The sequence below is a fragment of the Rhizobacter koreensis genome (assembly GCF_013366375.1).
Classification (GTDB): Bacteria; Pseudomonadota; Gammaproteobacteria; order Burkholderiales; family Burkholderiaceae_C; genus Schlegelella_A; species Schlegelella_A koreensis.
This window is the reverse complement of record NZ_JABWMJ010000005.1, coordinates 106,105-123,487: the sequence shown is the minus strand read 5'-3', so window position 1 is coordinate 123,487 and position 17,383 is coordinate 106,105. Positions and strand designations below refer to the sequence as shown.

At 70.3% G+C, this 17,383-nt stretch carries 14 protein-coding genes; 4 read left to right on the top strand and 10 right to left on the bottom strand.

Annotated features, from left to right (window positions below; genetic code table 11):
- Positions 1-16 precede the first annotated feature (16 nt).
- From aceK to HQN59_RS12100, 3 genes are read right to left on the bottom strand one after another with little or no spacing between them, the layout of a single operon-like run.
- Positions 17-1,882 carry a bifunctional isocitrate dehydrogenase kinase/phosphatase gene (gene aceK, locus HQN59_RS12110; RefSeq protein ID WP_176069356.1) on the bottom strand — a complete coding sequence of 622 codons (1,866 nt, stop codon included), beginning with the start codon at positions 1,880-1,882 and terminating at the stop codon, positions 17-19.
- A gap of 2 nt (positions 1,883-1,884) precedes the next feature.
- Positions 1,885-2,667: a carbonate dehydratase gene (can, locus tag HQN59_RS12105; RefSeq protein ID WP_246294877.1), complete on the bottom strand. Its 783-nt coding sequence runs from the start codon at positions 2,665-2,667 to the stop codon at positions 1,885-1,887.
- 4 nt (positions 2,668-2,671) lie between these two features.
- Positions 2,672-3,853, bottom strand: coding sequence for an isovaleryl-CoA dehydrogenase (locus tag HQN59_RS12100; RefSeq protein ID WP_176069355.1), 1,182 nt, complete (start codon positions 3,851-3,853; stop codon positions 2,672-2,674).
- A 99-nt stretch (positions 3,854-3,952) separates the two neighbouring features.
- Here HQN59_RS12100 and HQN59_RS12095 point away from each other — a divergent pair, with 99 nt between their 5' ends.
- Positions 3,953-5,029 carry an MBL fold metallo-hydrolase gene (locus HQN59_RS12095; protein ID WP_176069354.1) on the top strand — a complete coding sequence of 359 codons (1,077 nt, stop codon included), beginning with the start codon at positions 3,953-3,955 and terminating at the stop codon, positions 5,027-5,029.
- An 8-nt stretch (positions 5,030-5,037) separates the two neighbouring features.
- Here HQN59_RS12095 and HQN59_RS12090 read toward each other — a convergent pair whose 3' ends face one another.
- The 7 genes from HQN59_RS12090 to HQN59_RS12060 form a co-directional block, all read right to left on the bottom strand.
- Entirely contained in the window at positions 5,038-6,090 is a 1,053-nt protein-coding gene (locus tag HQN59_RS12090) for a M48 family metallopeptidase (protein WP_176069353.1), read from the bottom strand.
- Positions 6,087-6,872, bottom strand: a complete 786-nt coding sequence (locus HQN59_RS12085) for a lysophospholipid acyltransferase family protein (protein WP_176069352.1) — start codon at positions 6,870-6,872, stop codon at positions 6,087-6,089. The genes HQN59_RS12090 and HQN59_RS12085 overlap by 4 nt, the downstream gene beginning before the upstream one ends.
- Positions 6,872-7,483, bottom strand: a complete 612-nt coding sequence (gene gmhB, locus HQN59_RS12080; protein WP_176069576.1) for a D-glycero-beta-D-manno-heptose 1,7-bisphosphate 7-phosphatase — start codon at positions 7,481-7,483, stop codon at positions 6,872-6,874. Before gmhB ends, HQN59_RS12085 begins: the two co-directional genes overlap by 1 nt.
- 62 nt (positions 7,484-7,545) lie before the next feature.
- Positions 7,546-9,702, bottom strand: coding sequence for a glycine--tRNA ligase subunit beta (gene glyS, locus HQN59_RS12075; RefSeq protein ID WP_176069351.1), 2,157 nt, complete (start codon positions 9,700-9,702; stop codon positions 7,546-7,548).
- A gap of 76 nt (positions 9,703-9,778) precedes the next feature.
- Positions 9,779-10,705, bottom strand: a complete 927-nt coding sequence (gene glyQ / locus HQN59_RS12070) for a glycine--tRNA ligase subunit alpha (protein ID WP_176069350.1) — start codon at positions 10,703-10,705, stop codon at positions 9,779-9,781.
- A gap of 61 nt (positions 10,706-10,766) precedes the next feature.
- Positions 10,767-12,452: an apolipoprotein N-acyltransferase gene (gene lnt, locus HQN59_RS12065; protein WP_246294876.1), complete on the bottom strand. Its 1,686-nt coding sequence runs from the start codon at positions 12,450-12,452 to the stop codon at positions 10,767-10,769.
- Positions 12,449-13,345 carry a CorC family transporter gene (locus tag HQN59_RS12060; RefSeq protein ID WP_176069349.1) on the bottom strand — a complete coding sequence of 299 codons (897 nt, stop codon included), beginning with the start codon at positions 13,343-13,345 and terminating at the stop codon, positions 12,449-12,451. Before HQN59_RS12060 ends, lnt begins: the two co-directional genes overlap by 4 nt.
- A 227-nt stretch (positions 13,346-13,572) precedes the next feature.
- On the opposite strand from HQN59_RS12060, the gene HQN59_RS12055 reads away from it, so the two are divergent.
- The 3 genes from HQN59_RS12055 (at position 13,573) to HQN59_RS12045 (ending at position 17,362) form a co-directional block, all read left to right on the top strand.
- Complete coding sequence (locus HQN59_RS12055) at positions 13,573-14,610, top strand: CobW family GTP-binding protein (RefSeq protein ID WP_176069348.1); 1,038 nt, start codon at positions 13,573-13,575, stop codon at positions 14,608-14,610.
- Between the two features lie 162 nt (positions 14,611-14,772).
- The gene (dksA, locus tag HQN59_RS12050; RefSeq protein ID WP_246294875.1) at positions 14,773-15,573 is read left to right on the top strand and encodes an RNA polymerase-binding protein DksA; all 801 of its coding nucleotides are present in this window, start codon (positions 14,773-14,775) and stop codon (positions 15,571-15,573) included.
- An 85-nt stretch (positions 15,574-15,658) separates the two neighbouring features.
- Complete coding sequence (locus tag HQN59_RS12045; RefSeq protein WP_176069347.1) at positions 15,659-17,362, top strand: STAS domain-containing protein; 1,704 nt, start codon at positions 15,659-15,661, stop codon at positions 17,360-17,362.
- Positions 17,363-17,383 lie beyond the last annotated feature (21 nt).

Sequence of the window (17,383 nt, the reverse complement as noted above, 5' to 3'; positions counted from 1 at the left end):
TCGCGGTTCGGTGAAGTCAGCCGGCGGCGAGCTGACGGCGCACCTCGAAGCGGCGCGCCTCGTCGTACGGGAAGACGTCGTGCACGTCGCCGGCAAGGATGCGTTCCTTGTGACCCTGCCAGAACGCGGCGTCGAGCAGGTCGGCGTGATGCGCCATGAAGACCTCGCGCACCGCCGCGTTGCCGAGCAGGAACGGGCCGAAGGTCTCGGGGAACACGTCCTTCGGACCGACCCGGTACCAGACCTCGCCCGACATCTCTTCCTCCTCGTTGCGCGGCTCGGGTACCTTGCGGAAGTTGCAGTCGGTGAGGTATTCGATCTCGTCGTAGTCGTAGAACACGACCTTGGCGTGGCGCGTCACGCCGAAGTTCTTCCACAGCATGTCGCCGGGAAAGATGTTGGCCGCGACCAGGTCCTTGATCGCGTTGCCGTACTCGACGACGGCGTGCTCGATCTGCTCGGGCCGCGCGTCCTGCAGGTAGATGTTGAGCGGCACCATGCGGCGCTCGATGTACACGTGCCGGATGACCAGCGCGTCGCCGTCGTCCTCGAGCAGGCTCGGGCAGAAGTGGCGCAGCTCGGCGACGAGCTCGGGCTCGAAGCGCGCGCGCGGGAACGCCACATTGCTGTACTCGAGCGTGTCGGCCATGCGGCCGACGCGATCGTGCTGCTTCACCAGCCGGTACTTCGACTTGATCTTCTCGCGCGTGGTGTCCTTCTGCTCGGGGTAGAAGTCCTTGATGACCTTGAACACGTACGGGAAGCTCGGCAGGTCGAACACCAGCATCACCATGCCCTTGATGCCGGGCGCGATGCGGAACTGGTCCGACGAATGCCGCATGTGGCTGAGCAGGTCGCGATAGAACGCGTTCTTGCCTTGCTTCTGCAGGCCGAGCGCGCTGTAGATCTCCGAGCGCGGCTTGTCCGGCATCATCGAGTGCAGGAACTGCACGTACGCCGACGGCACTTCCATCACGACCATGAAGTAGGCGTGCGCGAAGCTGAACAGCAGCAGCAGGTCGTCGGCGCCGAACAGCGCGGTGTCGATCACGAGCTTGGTCGGCGGCGCGTCGGCGGCCCGCGTGCCGGGCTGCCAGCGGCTGCGGCGCGTGCCGGGGGCGTCCGTCGCGGCCGTCTCCGCATCGGGCTGGCGCCGGTGCAGGATCGGCAATGCGAACGGCAGTTCGTTGAAGCCGTTGACGATCTTGCCGACCAGGTAGGCGCCCTTGTTCCGGTAGAACAGCGACGACAGCACCTGGATCTGGAAGTTGGTGCGCATGCGGAACTCGCCGATCTGGTCGGCGATCGCCGCGAGCACCGCGTCGATGTCGCGCTCGAGGTCCTCGAACTCGCACTCGAGCTGCAGGTTGTCGAAGATGCGCAGCCACGTCTCGCGCATCGTCTCCTGCGTCGGGTAATAGGCGCGGTAGGTCGGCAGCGCCGCCGGCTCGTCGGTCTCGATGTACTCGGTCGAGACCGCCGGCCGCACGAAGATGAAGTCGTTATGGAAGTAGCTGCGGTGCAGGATCTTCGTGGTCACCGAGTTGAAGAAGGTCTCGGCGAGCTCGGGTTGCCGATGGTCGATCAGGAGGCCGATGTAGTGCAGCTTGACCTGCTGCCACACGTCGCCGGTGAGCGACGCCGCCTGGTACTCGTTCTGCAGGCGCTCGGCGGCCTCGTCGACGCGGACGTCGTAGAACTCGATCCGCTCGCGCTGCGCGCGCTGCTGGCCATGCCAGTCGGCACGCTCGAAGCGCTGCTTGGCTTCCGCGCCGGTCTGCCGGAACAGGCGGTAGTGACGATCGAAGCCCTCGAGCAGCGCCTGCGCGATCTCGGACGCGCGGGTGTCGGTGAGCGCCGGCGGGAAGGCGCGTGCGTTCATCGTCAGCGCGGCGTCGCCGCGCGCACCGCCCCGATCGCCTTCAGCGCCGCGTTGCTCGCGGCGCGCCGCCGCGTCTCCTGCGGCGTGCGCTGCTCGTGCGCGTAGCGCTCCCTGAGTGCCTCGAGTGCCGACTGGTATGCCGTCTCGACGGCCTCGGCGTTGCCGGCGCTGATCGAGAGGTCGACCAGCAGGCCATCGTGCAGGCCGTACACCCAGCCGTGGACGATGAGCGCAGCGCCGCGCGACCACGCGTCCTGCACGACCGTGGTGCTGCACACGTGGTGCACCTGCTCGAGCACGTTCAGCTCGCAGAGCGCATCGACCTGCAGCGCCGGGTCGGTGATCTCGGCGAGGACGTCCCAGTGCTTGTTGCGCACGTCCTTGACGTGCCGGATCCAGTTGTCGGCGAGGCCGACGCGACGGTCGTGCAGCGCCGCGGTGACGCCGCCGCAGCCGTAGTGGCCGACCACGAAGATGTGCTTGACCGCCAGGATGTCGATCGCGAACTGCATGACGCTCAGCGCGTTGAGGTCCGAATGGACCACCACGTTCGCGACGTTGCGGTGCACGAAGACGTCGCCCGGCAAGAGGCCGAGGATCTCGTTGGCCGGCACGCGGCTGTCGGCGCAGCCGATCCACAGGTATTGCGGGGCCTGCTGCTGCAGCAGGCGCGAGAAGAAGCCGGGCTTGGTGGCCTCGGTCTCGCGCGCCCATTCGCGGTTCTTCTCGAACAGCTCTTCCAGGTCGTTCATCGGGCGATCGGTGGGGGTCGGGTTCTCGTTCATGGCGTCACATCGTTTCGGCGAACAGCTCGCGGCCGATCAGCATGCGGCGGATCTCGGAGGTGCCGGCGCCGATCTCGTAGAGCTTGGCATCGCGCCAGAGGCGCCCGAGCGGATAGTCGTTGATGTAGCCGTTGCCGCCGAAGATCTGGATGCCCTCGCCGGCCATCCAGGTCGCCTTCTCGGCACACCAGAGGATCACGCTTGCGCAATCCTTGCGCACCCGGCGCACGTGCTCGGCGCCGAGCGTGTCGAGGTTCTTGCCCACCGTGTAGCAGAACGCGCGCGCCGCCTGCAGCACGGTATACATGTCGGCGAGCTTGCCCTGGATCAGCTGGAACTCGCCGATCGACTGGCCAAACTGCCTGCGGTCGTGCGTGTACGGGACGACGCTGTCCATCACCGCCTGCATGATGCCGATCGGCCCGGCGGCGAGCACCGCGCGCTCGTAGTCGAGCCCGCTCATCAGCACCTTGGCGCCGCCGTTGAGCGCACCGAGCACGTTCTCGGCCGGCACCTCGACGTCGCGGAACACCAGCTCGCCGGTGTGACTGCCGCGCATGCCGAGCTTGTCGAGCTTCTGCGCGACCGAGAACCCGGGCATGCCCTTCTCGACAATGAACGCGGTGACGCCGCGCGCGCCGAGCTCGGGCTCGGTCTTTGCGTAGACGACCAGCGTGTCGGCGTCGGGGCCGTTGGTGATCCACATCTTGCTGCCGCTCAGCACGAACACGCCGCCGCGTTCGCAGGCCTTGAGCTTCATCGACAGCACGTCGGAGCCGGCGCCGGGCTCGCTCATCGCGAGCGCGCCGACGTGCTCCCCGGAGATCAGCCTGGGCAGGTACTTTGCGCGCTGCGCGGCGTTGCCGTTGCGGCGGATCTGGTTGACGCAGAGGTTCGAATGCGCGCCGTACGACAGGCCCACGGATGCGCTGGCGCGGCTGATCTCCTCCATCGCGACCATGTGCGCGAGGTAGCCGAGACCGGCACCGCCGTATTCCTCGCCGACCGTGACGCCGAGCACGCCGAGCGCGCCGAGCTTGGGCCAAAGGTCCATCGGGAACTGGTCGCTGCGATCGATCTCGGCGGCGCGCGGCGCGATCTCGGCGGCGGCGAACTCGCGGACCGCCTCGCGCAGGGCGTCGATGTCGTCGCCGAGCTGGAAATCGAGTCCGGGCAGGTTGCTCATGGGTTCTCCACCAAGCCCCCGCGCCGGCAGCGCACGGCACCGATGCCTACACTCGGACCGACCCGGGACCAGGGCCGAAAAGTGTAAGGGATGCCCCGCATGAACGAACTCGAACGCGAACTCGACTACGCGCACGGCGAGGCCGTGCCGGAGCTCGGTCGCTCGATCGAGCTGCTGCCCGGCATCCGCTGGGTCCGGATGACGCTCCCGTTCGCGCTCAACCATGTCAACCTCTGGCTGCTGCGCGACCGCATCGACGACGACGGCCGCGTCCGCGAGGGCTGGACCGTGGTCGACTGCGGGATCGCGAGCGCGACCACGCGCGCCGCCTGGGAGAAGGTGTTCGCGAACGAGTTGGGCGGCCTGCCGGTGCTGCGCGTGGTCGTGACCCACATGCACCCCGACCACATCGGCCTCGCCCACTGGCTCACCGAGCGCTGGAACGCGCGGTTGTGGATCAGCGCGACCGACTACAACACCGCGCTCCTCGCGTGCCGAGGCCTGGCCGGTTTCGGCGGCGCCGAGTCGGCCGCCTTCATGGCGAGCCACGGCCTCTCGGACCCGGCCGCGCTCGAACAGATCGCCGCGCGCAGCGACTATTACGTGAAGCTGGTGCCGCAGGTGCCGGCCACGTTCCGCCGCCTCGTCGACGGCGGCGTGGTCCGCATCGGCAACGGTCCCGAGGGCACCGAGTGGACGTGCTTCGCGGGCTATGGCCACGCCCCCGAGCACATGGCGCTCTTCAACCGCGCGCGCAACGTGCTGATCAGCGGCGACATGGTGCTGCCGCGCATCTCGACCAACGTCAGCGTGATCGACGTCGAGCCCGAAGGCAATCCGCTCGCGCTCTACCTCGGATCGATCGAGAAGATGCGCGCGTTGCCGGCCGACGCGCTGGTGCTGCCCTCGCACGGCCTGCCGTTCAAGGGCCTGCACACGCGCATCGACCAGCTGCAGCGCCACCATGCCGAGCGCTTCGCCGATGTGCTCGACGCCTGTGCGCGCGCACCGCAGAGTGCGGCCGACCTGCTGATGCTGCTGTTCAAGCGCCCGCTCGACCTGCACCAGACCACCTTCGCGATGGGCGAGTCGATCGCTCACCTGCACGCGCTCTGGCTCGACGGCCGGCTCGAGCGCCGCCTCGAAAGCGGCGTGTACCGCTTCGCCAGGCGCTGACGCGCGGCTCAGTCGAGCGCCGGCAGCGCGTCGGTCCTGAGGGTACGGCGCGCCGCGGCGACGTCGGGGATCACCGACGCCACGATGGCCCAGAAACGAGGCCCGTGGTTCATCTCGCGCAGGTGCGCGAGCTCGTGAACGACCACGTAGTCGATCGTTTCGATCTCGAAGTGGACCAGACGCCAGTTGAGGCGGATCGCGCCGCTGGCGCTCGCGCTGCCCCAGCGCGTGCGCGCCGACGACAGGGTGAGCCGCGTCGGTCGCACGCCCAGGCGCGGGGCGTAGTGCGCAAGACGGGCCTCGAACAGCTCGCGCGCGGCCTCGCGCAGCCACGTGCGCACCGCGGCGCCGATCTGCTCGGGTGCAGCGTCGGTGCACAGCGGCAGCCGCAGGGTCGAGCCCTGCGGCGCCGCTGCAGCCGATGTCGCGACGTTCGCGGCATCGGCATCGTTCGGTCCGACCATTGCCACGGCGCGTGATCGGGCCCGACGCACGGGCGCCGCTGCGCCGGCGAGCCGCACGGTCAGCACGCCGCCGAGATACGGGATCGCGACGCCGTCGTGCCAGTCGATGCGGGCCGCCGCACGTCCGGCGGCGCTCTGCTGCTGCTCGTCGAGCTTGCGAACGATCCAGCTCGCCTTGGCGTGCAGCACCGACTCGATGTCAGCGACCGCGACCCAGCGCGGCGCGCGCACGCTGAGGCCCTCGGCGCCAATCTGCAGGCCGACGCTGCGCCGCGATGCACGCGTCAGGGCATAACCGATCGCGTGGCCGCCGAGGCGGATCTCGCGATTGGCTGCGGGGTGGCGGAAGATCGCCGCCGCCGCGGGAACATCGGGGTCGTCGAGTTCGTCGGACTCGGCCGAATCGGCGTCGTCGTCGTCCGACTCCGTCGAAGGCGAGCCGAGCCCGCCGGGCTCGGGCGCCGGCGGCCAAGCGGTCGGCGCCAGTTCCTCCTCCGCGAAGCGGAGGAGGTCTTCCTCCGCGATCGACGCCGCCTCGGCGAGCCCCTCGAACAGCTCCCGCTGCAGCGCGCCGCCGCCCGCGGGGCGCGCGCTCATCGCACGCTGGGCGCCTCGCCGGCCAGCGAGCCGGCCGGCACCGCGGCCGGATACGCCTCGGGGTCGAGCCGGCGCATCTCGGCCTCGATCCAGACCTCGACTTCGCGCATCAGCTCGCCCGCCTCGCGGCCCACCGAGGGGATCGGCTTGCCGTACGAGACGTCGATCACGCCCGGCTGCAGCACGAACGACTTGCGCGGCCAGCAGCGCGCCGACGTCACGGCGATCGGCAGCACCGGGCGACCCGTCTCGACCGCGAGGCGCGTGCCGCCGGCCTTGTAGGTGCCTTTGCCGCCGCGCGGCGCGCGCGTGCCTTCGGGAAACATGATCACCCAATGACCCATCTGCATGAAGCGGCGGCCCTGCTCGGCGATGCGGTTCCACGCGTCGGCGCGCCGGCTGCGGTCGATGTGGATCATGTCCATGCGCGCCATCGCCCAGCCGAAGAACGGGATGTAGAGCAGCTCGCGCTTGAACACGTAGCAGAGCGGATGCTTCATCAACGTGGGGAACGCGAAGGTCTCCCACGTCGACTGGTGCTTGGGCAGCAGGATCACCGGCTCGTCGGGCAGGTTCTCGACGCCGTGCAGGCGCGCCCGCACGCCGCAGATCACGCGCGCGCCCCAGATCGCGAGGCGCAGCCACCCCACGCACAGCCAGTAGATGCGATCGCCGCGCGCGACCACCGAGTACAGCACCACGGTCGTGCCCCACGGCACCACGGTCACCGCCATGAAGAGCACGAACAGGGCCGAGCGCAGCGTGTTGAGGGCGTGGCGCATCAGGTGAGTCCGCCGAACGACGAGTCGGTTGCCTCGGCGAGGCTGCCTCGCGCCGCGCGCTCGCTCTGGATCAGGTGCGCGGCAAAGGCGGCGAGGTCGGCGTGCACGCGCGTGCCCGGAACCTGCGAGACGATCTCGGCGATCTCGGCATCGCTGAGGCGGCCTGCCTTGCCGGTGCGCACCAGGTGCGGCGCGCAGCCGACCGCAGCGCCTGCCTGCAGGTCGCGCAGCGAGTCGCCGACCACCGGCACGTCCTTCATCTGCACGCCGTAGCGCTCGCTGATCAGCTGGAACAGGCCCGGCAGGGGCTTCCTGCACTGGCAGCCCTGGCTCGCGTTGTGCGGGCAGAAGAACACGGCGTCGATGCGCCCGCCGACCTGCGCGAGTGCCTGGTTCATCGCGAGGTGGATCGCGTTGAGCGCGGCCATGTCGAAGAAGCCCCGCGCGAGGCCCGACTGATTGGTCGCGATCACGGTGTGCCATCCGGCGTGGTTGAGGCGCGAGATCGCCTCGAGCGCGCCAGGCAGCGGCACCCACTCGTCGGCCGACTTGATGAAGTCCTCGCGGTCCTCGTTGATCGTGCCGTCGCGGTCGAGGATGACGAGCTTCATGCGGTCGCCGCGATACGCGGGATCGCCGTGCTCGTCGTCCAGATGCCGCATCGTCGGAACGCTCAGCCCGCGAGCTTCGAGAGGTCGGCGACGCGGTTCATCGCCGCGGCGAGGCGGCCGAGCAGCGCGATGCGGTTGGCGCGCAGGCGCGCGTCGTCGGCGTTGACCATCACGGCGTCGAAGAAGGCGTCCACCGGCACCTTCAGCGCGGCGAGCGCCGACAGCGACCCGGTGTAGTCGCCGCTGGCGAACAGGCGCTCGGCCACCGGGCCGACCTCGGCGACCGCGTCGGCCAGGGCGCGCTCGGCCGGCTCGACCAGGAGGCTCGCGTCCACCTCGGCGGCGGGCTCGCTGCCTGCGGCCCGGCTCTGCCGGAGGATGTTGGTGACGCGCTTGTTGGCGGCGGCGAGCGCCGGCGCCTCCAGCAGCTTCTGGAACGCCTGCACCGCCGCGAGCCGGCGCGGCACCTCGGCGAGCTGGTCGGGCGCCGCGCTCAGCACCGCGTCGCATTCGGCGCGGCTGTAGCCGGCGTCGGCCATCAGACCGGCGAGCCGCTCGCCGATGAACGCGCGCAGCTCGGCAGCGCGACCGGCGACGCTGCCGCCGAACGCGGACAGGCCGGCTTCGAGCACCGCGTCAAGGCCGAGATCGGCGCGCGCGATCAGGATGCGGATGACGCCGATCGCCTGGCGGCGCAGCGCAAACGGGTCCTTGTCGCCGGTCGGGATCTGGCCGATGCCGAACAGGCCCGTCAGCGTCTCGACCTTGTCGGCGAGCGCCACGATCTCGGCCACGCCCGATGCCGGCAGCTCGCCGCCGGCCTGACGCGGCTTGTAGTGGTCCTCGATCGCCTGCGCGACGTCGGGGTGCTCGCCATCGTGCAGCGCGTAGTAGCGCCCCATGATGCCCTGCAGCTCGGGGAACTCGCCGACCATGTCGCTCAGCAGGTCGGCCTTGGCGAGCTGGGCGGCGCGGTCGACGCGGCCGACGAAGCTGGCGCCGTCGGCCGCGCGCGCGTCGGCGACCTGCCCGGCGAGCCGGCGCGCGATCGCGCGAACCCGCTCGGTGCGCTCGAGCTGGGTGCCGAGCTTGTTGTGATAGACGATGCGGCCGAGCCCTTCGACGCGCGACGCCAGCGTCTTCTTGCGGTCGGTGTCGAAGAAGAACTTGGCATCGGCCAGGCGCGGCCGCACCACGCGCTCGTTGCCCTCGATCACCCGGCTCGGGTCGGCCGGGTCGATGTTGCTGACGACGAGAAAGCGGTTGGTGAGGCGCCCGTCCGCGTCGAGCAGCGGAAAGTACTTCTGGTTCGCCTTCATGGTCAGCACCAGGCACTCGGGCGGCACCGCGAGGAAGTCGTCCTCGAAGCGGCAGACCAGCACGTGCGGGCGTTCGACGAGGCCGGTGACCTCGTCGAGCAGCGCGGCGTCGTCGACCGGCGCGAGGCCCTCGACCTCGGCGGCTGCGGTGAGCTGGCGCACGATCTCGGCGCGTCGCTCGGCGAAGCTCGCGATCACCGCGCCCTCGTCGCGCAGCTGCCCGGCGTAGCTGTCGGCGCTGCGGATCTCGATCGTCGGGCGCGCGGCCTCGAAGCGATGGCCGCGCGTCGTGCGACCCGCTTCGTGACCGAGCGCGCGCACCGGCACCACGACGCTGTCGTGCAGCGCGATCACGCCGTGCACCGGGCGCACGAAGTCGATGCTGGTCCAGCCGTCGGCGAGCTGGTAGCGCATCTGCTTCGGCACCGGCAGGCGCGCGATCGCGGCGTCGAGCGCGGCCTGCAGCGCGTCGGCGAGCGGCTCGCCCGGCGTCGTGACGTGCAGGAAGCAGACCTCGGTCTTGCCGTCGCTCTCGACCGTCAAATGGTCGGTGCCCGCCCAGGGACCGGGCCATTGGTCGGCGAGCTCGGCGCGGCCGGCTTTCTCGAGCCGCTTGCGCAGCGCAGGGGTGGGCTGGCCGTCGGCGCCGAACGCGACGCTCGCCGGCATCAGCTTGTCGACGCGGTCGCGCGGCGCCGACATCGCGAGTACCTGCGTGACGTGCACCGCCAGCCGGCGCGGCGACGCGTACGGCGTCGCGACCCAGCCGGCGGCGAGCAGGCGTCGTTCGTCGAGACCTCGCGCCAGCTCGGTCGCGAACGCCTCGCCGAGCGCCTTCAGCGCCTTGGGCGGCAGTTCCTCGACCTGCAGTTCGACCAGCAAGCTCTGGGTGGCGCTCATTCGAAGCCCTCCGGTCGCTGCGCAACCACCTCCCCGCGGGAGGGCGCGCTTCCTTCGGGCGGCCGTGCGGAAGCGCTCATGCCGTGGCCACCTTGCGCTGTTCGATCTGCGCCAGCGCGGCGTCGCGCCATGCGGGCGGCGCCATCGGAAAGCCCAGGCGTGCCCGGCTGTCGACGTAGCTCTGCGCCACCGCCCGGGCGAGTGCGCGGATGCGGCCGATGTAGGCGGCGCGCTCGGTCACGCTGATCGCACCGCGCGCATCGAGCAGGTTGAAGCCGTGCGCCGCCTTGAGCACCTGCTCGTACGCGGGCAGCGCGAGCTCGGACTCGATCAGCGCCTTGGCCTGGCGCTCGTGCGCCGCGAAGGCGGTGAGCAGGAACTCGACGTCGCTGTGCTCGAAGTTGTAGGCGCTCTGCTCGACCTCGTTCTGGTGGTAGACGTCGCCATAGCTGAGACCTTCGGTCCAGGTCAGCTTGTAGACGTTGTCGACGCCCTGCAGGTACATCGCGAGGCGCTCGAGGCCGTAGGTGATCTCGCCGCTCGCGGGCCGGCAGTCGATGCCGCCGACCTGCTGGAAGTAGGTGAACTGGGTCACTTCCATGCCGTTCAGCCAGACCTCCCAGCCGAGGCCCCAGGCGCCGAGCGTCGGGTTCTCCCAGTCGTCCTCGACGAAGCGGATGTCGTTGGCCTTGAGGTCGAAGCCGAGCGCCTCGAGCGAGCCGAGATAGAGGTCGAGGATGTCGGCTGGTGCCGGCTTGAGCAGCACCTGGTACTGGTAGTAGTGCTGCAGCCGGTTCGGGTTGTCGCCGTAGCGGCCGTCCTTGGGGCGCCGGCTCGGCTGCACGTAGGCGGCCTTCCACGGCTCGGGCCCGAGCGCGCGCAGGAAGGTCGCGGTGTGGCTGGTACCGGCGCCGACTTCCATGTCGTACGGCTGCAGCAAGGCACAGCCTTGGCGCGCCCAGTACTCTTGCAGGCGCAGGATGATTTGCTGGAAGGTCAGCATCGGCTCGCGTGTCCCATCGGCCCCGGCGAACCCGAAGCAGCGGCGCGATTTTAGGGTGCAGTCAGCGTGAGCTCCGCCCTCTGAGCAGCAGGGCGAGCGCGGCCCCGACGAGCCACAGCGGCCAGAGGTCAAGACGCCCCGCCCACCACGCGAACGGCGTCGTTCCGGTACGTCCTTCGACGCTGGCATCGAGCACGCCCTGGGTGAACGGCTCGAGGCGTGCGGTGACGACGCCGCGGTGGTCGATGACGGCCGTGGTGCCGGTGTTGGTCGCGCGCAGCATCGGCCGCTCGAGCTCGAGCGTGCGCATGCGCGAGATCTGCAGGTGCTGCTCGACCGCCACGGTGCGGCCGAACCAGCCGATGTTGCTGAGGTTGGCGAGGATCGTCGGCGCCTCGCGGCCTTCGACGAAATGCACCGCGAGTTCTTCGCCGAACAGGTCCTCGTAACAGATGTTCGGGGCGACGCGCTCGGCGCCGACCGCGAACGCCGGCGCGCCGAGCGGGCCGCGGTTGAAGTCGCCGAGCGGAATGTTCATGAGCCGGGTGAACCACTTGAAGCCGGTCGGGATGAACTCGCCGAACGGCACCAGGTGGTGCTTGTCGTAGCGGTACACGCCGCCCGGCTGGCGCGCGCTCGCCATCGACACGCCGAGCGCCGAGTTGGTGTAGCCCTCGGCCTCGCTGCCCATCGGCGCGCCGAGCAACGCAGCGCGCGTGCCGCTCCGGAACGGCGCGAACAGCTCGTCCCAGAACGCCGGCTCGAGCTGCTGCGGCAGCAGCGGGATCACCGTTTCCGGGCCGACGACGAGCTCGCCGCGCGCCGCGTGCAGCGCTCGCGCGGTCCACGCCAGCGCATTGCCGACGTGCTCCTGCGCGAACTTCTCCTCCTGCGGCACGTTGCCCTGCAGCAGGCTCACCGACAGGCGACCGCTCGGCGCGCTGAAGGTCGGAAGGCCGGCGACGACACCGAGCGCGAGCACGCCGACGCCAGCGACGACCGGCGGCAGCACGCGCGCGCGCAGCGGAGCCGGCCGGCTCGCGGCCGCCGCGCGCGCTCGAGGATCGGCGACCGCTGCCGGCGGCGCCGCGGCGCCCGCGGCACCGCCGGCGCCGAGGTCTCGCGGCGCCACGCCTGCGCGCCCGACCTGACCCGGCGCCACCAGGTGCTCGGCGATGAACGCCGCCAGCGCTGCCGCCGCGAAGCCGATGCCGTACACGCCGAGCCAGGGCGCTAGTCCCGCGAGCGGCGCGTCGACATACGCGTAGCCGCTCGCCACCCATGGAAAGCCGGTGAAGACGACGCCACGGGCGAGCTCGGCGAGCAGCCAGAGCGCGGCGAACAGCAGGCTGCGCCGCCACGCCGGCCCGGCGCGCCAGCGCGCGTGGAGCCCCATCGCGGCCGCCAGGTACAGCGACAGCGCCGCACTCAGCGCCGCGACGGCCGCGATTGCGAGCGGCGCCGGGAGCCCGCCATAGCGGTGCATGCTGACGAAGAGCCACCAGGTTCCGGCGGCGAGCCAGGCGACGCCGAACGCGAACCCGAGCAGCGCGGCACGGCGTGGCGTCGCGACCGCGACGCGCCAGGCGAGGAGCGCGATCGCGGCCAGGTGCAGCGGCCAGGCCCCGGTGTGGACGTGGCAGAGCGTCTGCAGCGCCCCGACGAGAGCGACGCCGAGCGCGTCGGCCCAGGCCGGGATCGAACGCTGCAGCGGGGCGGCGAGCGCGCGGGCGCCGGGCGCGTTCAAGCGCCGTCGGCGCCGAGTGCCGCTTCGGGTGCGCGGGTGACCTTGAACCAGCGCACGGCGCCGCCGCGCGTCAGCATCACCGTAAAGACGAGGCCGCCGACCGTGACGGCCTCGCCGCGCCGCGGCACGCGTCCGAACTCCTGGGCCACGAGGCCGCCGATGGTGTCGAACTCGTCGGTCGGCAGCCTGGCGTCGAACGCCTCGTTGACCGCGTCGATCTCGACGTCGCCGGCGACGCGCTGGCTGCCATCGGCGAGCGTGTAGATGCCCGACTCGCCGTCCTTCTCGTCGAACTCGTCCTCGATCTCGCCGACGATCTCTTCCAGCACGTCCTCGATGGTGATCAGCCCGGCGGTGCTGCCGAACTCGTCGATCACGATCGCGAGGTGGTTGCGGTTCGAGCGGAACTCGCGCAGCAGCTCGTTCAGCTTCTTCGACTCGGGGATGAAGGCCGCCGGCCGCAGCAGGGTGCGCAGGTTGAGCCCGGGCGAGCGCTGCAGCTTGAGCAGGTCCTTGGTGAGCAGGATGCCGATCACGTTGTCGCGGCGGTCCTCGAACACCGGAAAGCGCGAGTGGCCGGTCGCGATCACCGTGCGCAGGAGCTCCTCGTACGGCGCGTCGATGTCGAGCTGGTCCATGTGCGGCGCGGCGACCATGACGTCGCCCGCCGTCATGTCGGCCATCCGGATCACGCCCTCGAGCATCATCCGCGACTCGGGCTCGATCAGCTCCTTGTGCTCGGCGTCCGCGAGCGCCTCGATCAGCTGGTCGCGCGAATCGGGCCCCGGCAGGACGAACTCGATCAGCTTCTGCAGCAGGGTGCGGCGCTCGGGCGCCGGCATCGGGGCACGGTCGCCGCCGCGGGCGACGCGGGCGTGGTGCGGGTCAGCCATGACCTGGCAAGCGGGTGTTCGATGAGCGGTACGGCACGCGCCGCAAGCTTACTCGAAGCGCCCTCACCCCTGCTTGACACCGCCCGCCGCTTGAAAGACAGTCCTCGGCCCCCATTTGCGGCGTCTTCCCGCCCGGCAGCGCCGCGCCTTGCATGCGCCAGTCGGCGGTGGGATCCCCATTCACGCATCTCGCGATCGCTCGATCGCTTTCCCCGAGGTCCCTTCGCATGAGTCTGATTCCCGCCACCATCCTGACCGGCTTCCTCGGCTCGGGCAAGACGACCCTGCTCAAGCGCGTGCTGAGCGAGGCGCACGGCCAGAAGATCGCCGTCGTCGAGAACGAGTTCGGCGAGGAGAACATCGACAACGAGATCCTGGTGCAGGACGCCCAGGAGCAGATCATCCAGCTCAACAACGGCTGCGTCTGCTGCACGATCCGCGAGGACCTGCGCACCACCCTTTCGGACCTTGCCGAGAAGCGCCGCAAGGGCGAGCTCTCGTTCGACCGCGTCGTCATCGAGACCACCGGGCTGGCGGACCCCGGCCCGGTCGCCCAGACCTTCTTCATGGACGACGAGGTCGCCGAAAGCTACTCACTGGACTCGATCCTGACCCTCGTCGACGCCAAGCACGGCGACCAGCAGCTCGACGAGCGCCAGGAGGCGCGGCGCCAGGTCGGCTTCGCCGACCAGATCTTCATCAGCAAGGCCGATCTGGTCGACGCCGAGTCGGTCGAGGCGCTCAGCCACCGCGTCAAGCACATGAACCCGCGCGCGCCGCAGCGCCGCGTCAACTTCGGCGAGGTGCCGATCGCCGAGGTGTTCGACCTCAAGGGCTTCAACCTCAACGCCAAGCTCGACATCGACCCCGAGTTCCTGAACGCCGACGCCGATCACGACCACCATCACCACGATCACGACCACGAGCACGGCGAGCACTGCGACCACCCGCACCATCACGCGCACGACGACGACGTGAAATCGTTCGTGTTCCGCGCCGACAAAGCGTTCGATCCGGCCAAGCTGGAAGACTTCCTGGCTGCCATCCTTCAGGTCTACGGCCCCAAGCTGCTGCGCTACAAGGGCGTGCTCTGGATGAAGGGGGCCGACCGCAAGGTGATCTTCCAGGGCGTGCACCAGTTGATGGGCAGCGACATGGGTCCGAAGTGGGCAGCGGGCGAGAAGAAGAACAGCAAGATGGTCTTCATCGGCATCGACCTGCCGCGCGAGATCCTCGAGCAGGGCCTGCGCCAGTGCCTCGTCTGACCGCCGGACGCGGCCCCGACGCGCCGTTTTCCGGCGCGGCGCGGCGGGTTTCCGCGGCGCGCGCCACGTGACTACAATCCGCCGCTTCCCGAAATCCCGGCCGGTCTCCCGCGCCACCCCGAACGGCGCCCGGCCGCGGGCGCGGAACCGCTCCAGCAAGCCTTGAACGAGAAAGCCGACGTCGCCACCATGCCCAAGAGCACGCCTGCAGCCAAGAAGGTTGCCTCGCCCCAGGCCGCGGCCGACGAGCACGTGAGCGCACCGACGGCGGTCGCGGCCGCGCCCGCGCCGGAGCCGGTCTCCCCCGAGACGCTGAAGGCGCCGCTCACCGGTGTCACGCCGCCCACGCCGCGCAAGCCGTCGCGCGCGGCCGCCAAGTATTTCGTGCCGCAGGCGGAAACGCCCGTGCCGGCGCCGACCTCGCGCTTCGCCGACCGCTTCGCGCCGCCGCGTCCGCCGACCCGCCAGATGAACAACCTGGAAGTCGACACGCCGCGCCAGGCGCACAAGGCCGATCCGAAACTCGCCAACGCGTGGAAGAGCAAGGCCGGCCGTGAGCTCACCGAGGCCGAAGTGCTGGCGATGCCCGAAGCCGAGTACATGAACGACAAGCAGCTCGAGTTCTTCCGCGCGAAGCTGCAGGCGCTCAAGGACGACCTGCTCAGCAACGCCGGCGAGACCACCGAGCACCTGCGCGAGGACACCTCGATCGTTCCCGACCCGGCCGACCGCGCGACCATCGAGGAAGAGCACGCACTCGAGCTGCGCACGCGCGACCGCGAGCGCAAGCTCCTGAAGAAGATTTCACAGTCGCTCGCGCGCATCGACTCGGGCGAGTACGGTTTCTGTGACGAAACCGGCGAACCTATCGGCTTGGGCCGGTTGATCGCCCGACCCACCGCTACACTGTCCCTCGAAGCCCAGCAGCGCCGCGAACTCAAGCAGAAGATGTTCGGCGACTGAGGCGGCGACGATCCTCACGCTCCTCGTCCCCTCGCGCTGCCGGCCGCCGCCCCCGCGGGCGGCCAACCGCTCGCGAGCCTCGTAGATGGCGGACTCCAAAGACACGACGAGCTTCTTCCGCAAGGTGGTCAGGTTCGTCGCCAACCCAGCGACGGAGTGGTCCGAACTCGACGCCCCGGTCGAGGACACGCGCGAGAACGACTACGCCAAGGGTGAGCTCAAGGCGATGATCGAGCGCAAGCGCCGCAACGATTTCGTGCGCAGGCGCGAATTCGACATGCCGCGCAAGGTGCGCCGCGAAGGCCTTTCGAGCGAGCAGCTCGCCGCGCTCGGCGGCTCCTCGCGTCTCGACGACTCGGTGCCGCGCGGCGTCGAGCCGTCGGCGCGCCAGGAAGCCGGCGTCAAGGCGAAGATCGACGAGATCGAGCAGCAGATGGTCGGCGACGGCTTCGTCAGCACGCAGCGCCGCAGCCCCGAGTTCTACAACGCGCCGACCCAGCCTGCCCCGCTCGGCGCGACCCCGGCGCCGGCGGGCACGGCGCCCGCGCGCACCGACGGCTACGTGAAGCCGCCCGGCGCGCTGGCCGAGCCGCCGGTCGAGTCGAACCATTTCGAGACCACCGAGCCGATCCGGCGTGCGCCCTCGGCGGTGCTGGACGCCGCAAGCGGCGCGTTCGTCGACGCCTTCGCGACCGCGAACAACGAGGTCACCCACGACCCCGAGCTCGACGAGGCGGTGATTGCGTTCGCCAACGCCGACTTCGAGCAGTGCGAGCAGTCGCTCTCGGCGCTATGCGGCATCGGCGGCGTGCGCGCCCAGCACGCCGAGACCTGGCTCGTGCTGTTCGACCTGTACCGGGCGACCGGCCAGCAGCACAAGTTCGAGAGCCTCGCGCTCGACTATGCGCAGCAGTTCGGCTGGTCGGCGCCGCAGTGGTTCTCGATGCCCAAGCTGGTCGCCGAGTCGGCCAGCGAGGAACGCCCGAGCAGCGCGCGCATCGAGGGCCAGGTCGGCTGGGTCTGCCCGCAGTACCTCGACGCCGACGGGGTCGCCAAGCTCGCCTCGCTCACCTTGCAGATGCCGTTGCCGTGGGTGTTCGACTGGGGCGCGCTGCAGACGGTCGACGCCGAGGCCGCCGGGCGCCTGTCGGAGTTGTTCCGCAGCTGGATCCCGCAGAAGAACCTCGACATGCGCTGGCTTTCCGGCGAGCGCCTGTTCACGGTGCTCCAGGAAGCGGCGCCGATCGGCGTTCGCGACGCCGACCCGGCGTTCTGGCAGCTGCGCCTCGACGCGCTGCGCATGACCAACCGCCCCGATCAATTCGACGAGGCGGCCATCGACTATTGCGTGACCTACGAGGTCTCGCCGCCGTCGTGGGAACCGGCGCGCTGCGAAGTGCGCATCAGCGGCTCGAACCAGGCGACCACGCTGCCGCCGGTCACGCTGACCAGCGACGTCACGACGAGCTTCGAGGAGTCGCCGGCGATCGAGGAAGTCGGCCTGGTGCAGGTCGGCACCGTCGAGCTGTCGGGCCAGCTGGTTGGCGACATCGGCCCCACGCTCAAGAAGATGGATGCCGAGCTCGGCCCGGCGACCATCGTCAACGTATCGTGCGCGCGCCTGATCCGCGTCGACTTCATCGCTGCCGGCGACCTGCTCAACTGGGTGCTGGCGCGGCGCGCCGAGAACCGCACCGTCAGCTTCACCGAGGCGCACCGCATGGTCGCGCTGTTCTTCGGCGCGATGGGGATCAACGAGCACGCCACCGTGAAGGTCCGCACCGTCTGATCGACGCGGCGGCCGCGGCGG